Origin of the sequence: Streptomyces sp. NPDC048288 (genome assembly GCF_043201555.1) — a bacterium.
Taxonomy (GTDB): domain Bacteria; phylum Actinomycetota; class Actinomycetes; order Streptomycetales; family Streptomycetaceae; genus Streptomyces.
Genome location: NZ_JBICZD010000006.1, coordinates 664,528 through 671,141 on the forward strand (window position 1 = coordinate 664,528; position 6,614 = coordinate 671,141).

A 6,614-nucleotide genomic window follows, 5' to 3' on the forward strand; every position below is an offset into this window, starting at 1 on the left:
GACAACCGGTCGAAATATCCCTTTTATTGCTGCCGTGCAGTCGCTGCGGTGCCGTTGCCGCCACGCCACCGCAGCCGTGCACCGAAAGGGATACGCCATGAGAGCCCCCGCCCTGTACTCGGCAGCCGGGTCCCTGATCCTGACCACCCTGGCCGCCGCCCCGGCCGGGAGCGCCCCCGGCGTCCCGGCCGGGGCGGCGGCCGAACTGCGCGGTACCGCCGTGGCCGCCGCGCGGGCCCGCGCGGAAGGCATCGACTTCGGCAAGTGCGCCCTCGGCCTGGAGCTGCCCGACGCCTTCCGGTGCGGCACGCTCAGCGTCCCGCTGGACTACGCGCACCCGGACGGCAAGCAGATCAGACTGACCGTCAGCCGGGTGCGGGCCACCCACAAGGACCCGCACAACAGCAAGCGCAAGGTGCCCCGGCAGGGCACCCTGGTCTACAACCCGGGCGGCCCCGGCGCCTCCGGCATGGCCTTCCCCATGGTCGGCGTGCTGCCCGAGTGGAAGCGCATCGCCGCCGCCTACGACCTGGTCGGCTACGCCCCGCGCGGGGTGGACCGTTCGGCGCCGCTGTCCTGTGTGGACCCCAAGCACTTCTTCAAGGCGCCCTCGCAGTCGCCGACGCACCCCTCCGAGTCGTACAAGAAGGCACGGATCAAGGAGGCCAAGGCGTACGCGCGGGGCTGCCTGAAGCGGTCCGGGAGCAAGCTCCGCTTCTACAACTCCCTCAACAACGCCCGTGACCTGGACGTGCTGCGCGCCGCGCTCGGCGAGGACCGGCTGACCTTCATGGGCGCCTCGTACGGCACCTACTTCGGCGCGCTGTACGCGACCCTGTTCCCCTCGCACGTACGGCGGATGGTGCTGGACTCCGCGGTGAACCCGGACCCGGCGCAGATCTGGTACCGCGACAACCTGGAGCAGTCCGCCGCGTTCGAGAGCCGCTGGGCGGACTACCGGGAGTGGATCGCCGAGCACGACGACGTGTACGGGCTCGGCGACACGGCCGCGAAGGTGCAGGCGAGTTACGACAAGGCGAGCCGGCGGCTGGCGAAGAAGGCGGCCGGCGGGAAGGTCGGGCCGGGGCAGCTGCAGGGCGCGTTCCTGTCGGCCGGGTACTACGACGACTACTGGCCGAGCCGGGCGGAGGCGCTGTCGAAGTTCCTGAAGGGGGACTCCAAGCCGCTGGTCCGGCTGGCGGCGCCCGCGCCGGAGGCGGCCGCCGAGGCGGAGAACGGCAACGCGGTCTACACGGCCGTCGAGTGCAACGACGCCCCCTGGCCCACGAAGTGGCAGACCTGGGACCGGGACAACACCCGGCTCGCGCGGACGGCGCCCTTCGAGACCTGGGACAACGCGTTCATGAACCTGCCGTGCGCCTACTGGCCGGTGTCCCGGCAGAAGGCCCTGGACGTGCAGACGGGCCCCGGTGAGCTGCCGCCGACGCTGATCCTGCAGGCCGAGCGGGACGCGGCCACGCCGTACTCGGGCGCGCTGGAGATGAACCGGCGGCTGGCCGGCTCGGTGCTGGTGACCGAGCGGGACGCGGGCACGCACGGCATCGGCGGCGGACCCAACAAGTGCGTCAACGGGTACCTGGACGCCTACCTGCTGGAGGGGCGGCTGCCGGACCGGCGCGCGGCCTGCGCGGGGCACCCGGAGCCGAAGCCGGCGGCGCCGGCCGACCGGCCCGGGCACAAGGAGCTGCGGGAGTCCCTGAAGGGCAAGGCCGACCAGCGCTGAGCGGCGGTTACGCGAGGCCCGCGACCAGCTCCGCGATGTCCTTGCGGCGGCCCGTGAAGAACGGGACCTCCTCGCGGACGTGCATCCGGGCCTCGGAGGCACGCAGATGACGCATGAGGTCGACGATGCGGTACAGCTCGTCGGCCTCGAAGGCCAGCAGCCACTCGTAGTCGCCGAGCGAGAACGAGGCGACCGTGTTGGCGCGCACGTCGGGGTAGCCGCGGGCCATCTTGCCGTGGTCCGCGAGCATCCGGCGGCGGTCCTCGTCGGGCAGCAGGTACCAGTCGTACGAGCGCACGAACGGGTACACGCTGACGTAGTCGCGCGGGGTCTCGTCGGCGAGGAAGGCCGGGATGTGCGAGCGGTTGAACTCGGCGGGGCGGTGCAGCGCCATGTTCGACCAGACCGGCTTGAGGGCGCGGCCCAGCCGGGTGCGGCGGAAGAGGTTGTACGCCTCCTGCAGCTGGTCGCTGGTCTCGGCGTGCCACCAGATCATCAGATCGGCGTCGGCGCGCAGACCGGAGAGGTCGTAGGTGCCGCGGACGGTCACGTCCTTGGCGGCGAGCTGGTCGAACAGCTCCTGGACCTCGTCGGCGTAGCCCGCGCGGTCCTCGGGGAGCACGTCCTTCAGCTGGAAGACGGACCACAGGGTGTAGCGGATGACCTCGTTGAGGTCCTTGGCCAGCTTGCCCTTGTTCGGGATCCTGCCGGACTCGGTGGTGGGGGCGTCGTCACTCATGGTCCCTATTCTCCCGCTCCGCCGTGCAGACTCTGCACCGGGTTGGCCGTCAGCTCCCGGACCCCGCCGAGGTCACCCGAAAGCTGGTCCACCGCCGCGTACGCGCTCGCGACGCAGGCGGGGATGCCCACCCCGTCGTACTGCGCCCCGCAGACCGCGAGGCCCGGGAGCTTGGCGACGTGCTCGCGGATCCGGGCCACGCGCGCGTGGTGGCCGACCGGGTACTGGGGCAGGCCGTCGGTCCAGCGGGTGACGCGGGTGGCGACCGGGGTGGCGTCGAGGCCGGTGGCGGCGCGCAGGTCCTGCCGGGAGACGTCGACGAGTTCGGCGTCCTCGCGGCCGAGGATCGCGGTCTCGCGGTACCGGCCGACCGAGGTGCGCAGCACCAGCACGTCCGGGTCCTCGTCGGCGATCCAGCCCCACTTCTGGGAGGCGAAGGTCGACGCCTTGATGGTGCGGCCGTCGACGGGCGGCACCAGGAAGCCGCTGCCGGCCGGGAGGCCGAGGCCGGTGCGGCGGTAGGCGAGGGTGATCAGGGCCATGGAGGCGTACTCGATCGCGGTCAGTTCGGCCGCGGCGGCGGGCGCCTCGGCGTCGAGCAGGGCGGCGGCGACGGGCGCCGGAGCGGCCATCACCACGGCGTCGGCGTGCAGCACCCGGTCGCCGGCGACGATCCGCCAGCCCTCCGGCTCCCGGCGCAGTCCGGTCACCGGTGTCCCGGTCAGGATCTCGCCGCCGCGTGCCCTGACGGACTCCGCGACGGCGAGCGGCAGGGTGCCGACCCCGCCCTCGATGCCCATGAACACCGGCCCGGTCTGCTGCTGGGCGACCGCCCTGGCCTGGATCTCGCGGACGGCCTCGGTGAGCGAGTCGTGGGTGAGCGCGGCCTGGTAGAGCTGCGGGACCGCCGAGCGCATCGAGATGCGGTACGCGTCGCCCGCGTAGACCCCGCCGAGCAGGGGCTCCACCAGCCGGTCGACGACCTCCCGGCCCAGCCGTTCCGCCACGTACTCCCCCACCGCCACGTCGTCGCCGACCTCCGTGCGGGGCAGGCCGGCGTCGCGCTCGATCCGGGCGAGGCCCTCCTCGGACAGCACACCGGAGAGCGCGGCGGCGGTGCCGGGGACGCCCATGACATGGCCCTTGGGCATGGGGCGCAGCGCGCCCCGGGTCCAGATCGAGGCGGTGGCGGTGGCCGGTGGCCGCAGCCGCTCGCCGAGGCCCACCTCGCGGGCGAGGGCGACCGCCTCGGGCCGGCGGGCCAGCATCGACTCGGCGCCCAGGTCGACCCGGACGCCCGCGATCTCGCCGGGCAGCAGCTTGCCGCCGACTCTCCGCGAGGCCTCCAGCACGGTCACGCGCGCGCCGCGCTCCAGCAGCCGGTGGGCCGCGGCCAGCCCGGCGATCCCGCCTCCGATGACGACGACCTGCCCCGTGCCCGTACCCGTTGCGCTCATGCCCCCCACTCTGTCAGACCCCTCCGGCACCGCCGCCCCGGCCCGGTGACCGGCGCGCGTCCGGACCGTGACCGCATCGGGACCGTCCCCGGCCAAACGTCCCGCCCCGCTCGGGCGTCGAAGAAGCGTCAGTCACCACGTCCCTCGGGGGGAACCATGCGACATCCCGTACAACCCGCCTTCGCCGGCCTTCTGCTCGCCGCCGCGCTCGTCCTCACCGGCTGCAGCGGGAACGACAGCTCGGACAACGGCGCCACCGCCAGCGCCGGCAAGGCCGACGTGAACAGCGCGGCGCAGGACGCGGCGGGCTCCGCCGGCGCCAAGGAGAGCAGCGGCCGGGGCACCGACAAGGCCCCGACCCTCACGGTGAACCACATCATCCGCACCGCCTCCCTGACCGTGCAGGTCAAGGACGTGCCCAAGGCCCTCGACGAGGCCCGCACCACGGCCGAGAACGCCGGAGGCTATGTCGGCGACGAGACCACCAGCCGCGACTCCCAGGGCCATGAACGCACCCGGGTGGTCCTGCGCGTGCCCACCGACCGGTACGACGAGGTGCTCTCCGACCTCCAGGGCGCGGGCAAGCTGCTCGACCGCACCGCGAAGGCGCAGGACGTCACCGACCAGGTGGTGGACGTCGAGAGCCGGATCAAGTCGCAGCGGGCCAGCGTGGCCCGGGTCCGCGAGCTGATGGGGCGGGCGGACAAACTCAGTGACGTGGTCACCCTGGAAGGGGAGTTGAGCACCCGGGAGTCCGACCTGGAGGCGCTGCTCGCCCAGCAGGCCTCCCTCAAGGACCGCACCAGCCTGGCCACCATCACCCTGTCCCTCACCCAGACCCCGGTGAAGAAGGCGGCCGCGAAGGACGACTCCCCGGGGTTCGTGGACGCCCTGTCCGGCGGCTGGCACGTCTTCGTCACCATGCTGCGCTGGATCGCCCTGGCCCTGGGCGCGGCCCTGCCGTTCGCGGCGCTCGCGGCCCTGCTGGCGGCGCTGTGGTGGAAGCTGGTCCGCAGGCGCCGTACCCCCGCGCGGCCCGGCAGCGAGACCTGAGCGAGCCTCCACCGGCCCTGAGCGAGCCCGAAATGCCCGCGCCCCGTAGCGTGTTCGCATGAGCATGAACGGTGGGCGGGAACGGCTGGTCGTGATCGGCGGGGACGCCGCGGGCATGTCCGCGGCCTCCCAGGCACGTCGGCTGCGGGGACCGGACGAGCTGGAGATCGTGGCCTTCGAGCGCGGCCACTTCAGCTCGTACTCGGCGTGCGGCATCCCGTACTGGGTCGGCGGTGACGTCGGGGAACGGGACCAGCTGATCGCCCGGTCCCCCGAGGAGCACCGGGCGCGCGGGATCGACCTGCGGATGCGCACCGAGGTCACGGAGATCGACGTGGCCGGGAAGCGGGTACGCGCGCGTGACGTCGATTCCGGGGCCGAGTCCTGGACGTCGTACGACAAACTCGTCATCGGAACCGGCGCGCACCCGATCCGCCCCGACATGCCGGGCGCGGACGCGCCGGGCGTGCACGGCGTGCAGACCCTCGACGACGGCCAGGCCCTCCTGGACACGCTGGCGGGCACCCGTGGCCGCCGGGCCGTGGTGGTCGGCGCCGGTTACATCGGCGTCGAGATGGCCGAGGCGATGATCAACCGCGGCTACGAGGTGACGGTCGTCAACCGCGGCCGCGAGCCCATGTCCACCCTCGACCCGGACATGGGCCGCCTGGTCCACAAGGCCATGGCGGGCCTCGGCATCACCATGGTCGACGACACCGAGGTCACCGAGGTGCGCACCGGCCCGGACGGCCGGGTGCGCGCGGTGGCCACGGCGGACGCCGAGTACCCGGCGGACGTGGTGGTCCTCGGCATCGGCGTCCGTCCCGAGACCGGCCTCGCCCGCGCGGCGGGCCTGCCCCTCGGCCGCCGCGGCGGCCTGCTGACCGACCTCGCCATGCGGGTGCGCGGCCATGAGGACATCTGGGCGGGCGGCGACTGCGTGGAGGTCCTGAACCTGGTCTCCGGCCAGGAGCAGTACGTCCCCCTCGGCACCCACGCCAACAAGCACGGCCAGGTCATCGGCACCAACGTGGGCGGCGGTTACGCCACCTTCCCGGGCGTCGTCGGCACGGCCGTGAGCAAGGTCTGCGACCTGGAGATCGCCCGCACCGGCCTGCGCGAGAAGGACGCCCTGCGCGTGGGCCTCCAGTTCGAGACCGTCACCATCGAGTCCACGAGCCGCGCCGGCTACTACCCCGGCGCGGACCTCATGACGGTCAAGATGCTCGCGGAACGCCGCACCGGCCGCCTCCTCGGCGTCCAGATCGTCGGCCGCGAGGGCGCCGCGAAACGCGTCGACATCGCGGCGGTGGCCCTGACGGCGAACATGACGGTGGAACAGATGACAGCCCTGGACCTGGGCTACGCACCGCCGTTCTCACCGGTCTGGGACCCCGTACTGGTGGCGGCGAGAAAAGCAGCATCAAAGGTCCGAGTCTCTTGAGGCGCGCCAGGGACACAAACCTAGGGGCGCGGGGCTGTGTCTGATATGCGGCTACCGCCGCGTGGGCGCGACCAGCCCCCACTAAGACGCCATTTCATTTGGTGAGTCGGCGGTGACATATGAGGGTCGCGGCGATGGCGGTGAAGGCGAGGAAGTGTTCCGGCTTGCGCTCGTAGC

General features: G+C 72.8%; 5 protein-coding genes. 3 read left to right on the top strand and 2 right to left on the bottom strand.

All coding sequences use genetic code 11. The features are described from left to right. Positions 1 to 97 precede the first annotated feature (97 nt). On the top strand, positions 98 to 1,744 hold the full coding sequence (locus tag ACGFZS_RS24980) for an alpha/beta hydrolase (protein WP_393796994.1): 1,647 nt from the start codon (positions 98 to 100) through the stop codon (positions 1,742 to 1,744). Between the two features lie 7 nt (positions 1,745 to 1,751). On the opposite strand, the gene hemQ is transcribed toward ACGFZS_RS24980, so the two are convergent. Together hemQ and hemG are read right to left on the bottom strand one after the other, a co-directional pair. Next, entirely contained in the window at positions 1,752 to 2,483 is a 732-nt protein-coding gene (hemQ, locus tag ACGFZS_RS24985; RefSeq protein WP_365684063.1) for a hydrogen peroxide-dependent heme synthase, read from the bottom strand. 5 nt (positions 2,484 to 2,488) lie between these two features. Next, the gene (hemG, locus tag ACGFZS_RS24990; RefSeq protein WP_393796995.1) at positions 2,489 to 3,940 is read right to left on the bottom strand and encodes a protoporphyrinogen oxidase; all 1,452 of its coding nucleotides are present in this window, start codon (positions 3,938 to 3,940) and stop codon (positions 2,489 to 2,491) included. A gap of 156 nt (positions 3,941 to 4,096) precedes the next feature. On the opposite strand from hemG, the gene ACGFZS_RS24995 reads away from it, so the two are divergent. Next, positions 4,097 to 4,993, top strand: coding sequence for a DUF4349 domain-containing protein (locus ACGFZS_RS24995; RefSeq protein WP_393796996.1), 897 nt, complete (start codon positions 4,097 to 4,099; stop codon positions 4,991 to 4,993). 58 nt (positions 4,994 to 5,051) lie between these two features. Then, the gene (locus ACGFZS_RS25000) at positions 5,052 to 6,437 is read left to right on the top strand and encodes an FAD-dependent oxidoreductase (protein ID WP_365684057.1); all 1,386 of its coding nucleotides are present in this window, start codon (positions 5,052 to 5,054) and stop codon (positions 6,435 to 6,437) included. Positions 6,438 to 6,614 lie beyond the last annotated feature (177 nt).

What these genes read in the sequence shown, in the direction of transcription:
- ACGFZS_RS24980 (WP_393796994.1), top strand. Translation starts at nt 98, where the DNA reads ATGAGAGCCCCCGCCCTGTACTCGGCAGCCGGGTCCCTGATCCTGACC.
- hemQ (WP_365684063.1), bottom strand. Translation starts at nt 2,483, where the DNA reads ATGAGTGACGACGCCCCCACCACCGAGTCCGGCAGGATCCCGAACAAG.
- hemG (WP_393796995.1), bottom strand. Translation starts at nt 3,940, where the DNA reads ATGAGCGCAACGGGTACGGGCACGGGGCAGGTCGTCGTCATCGGAGGC.
- ACGFZS_RS24995 (WP_393796996.1), top strand. Translation starts at nt 4,097, where the DNA reads ATGCGACATCCCGTACAACCCGCCTTCGCCGGCCTTCTGCTCGCCGCC.
- ACGFZS_RS25000 (WP_365684057.1), top strand. Translation starts at nt 5,052, where the DNA reads ATGAGCATGAACGGTGGGCGGGAACGGCTGGTCGTGATCGGCGGGGAC.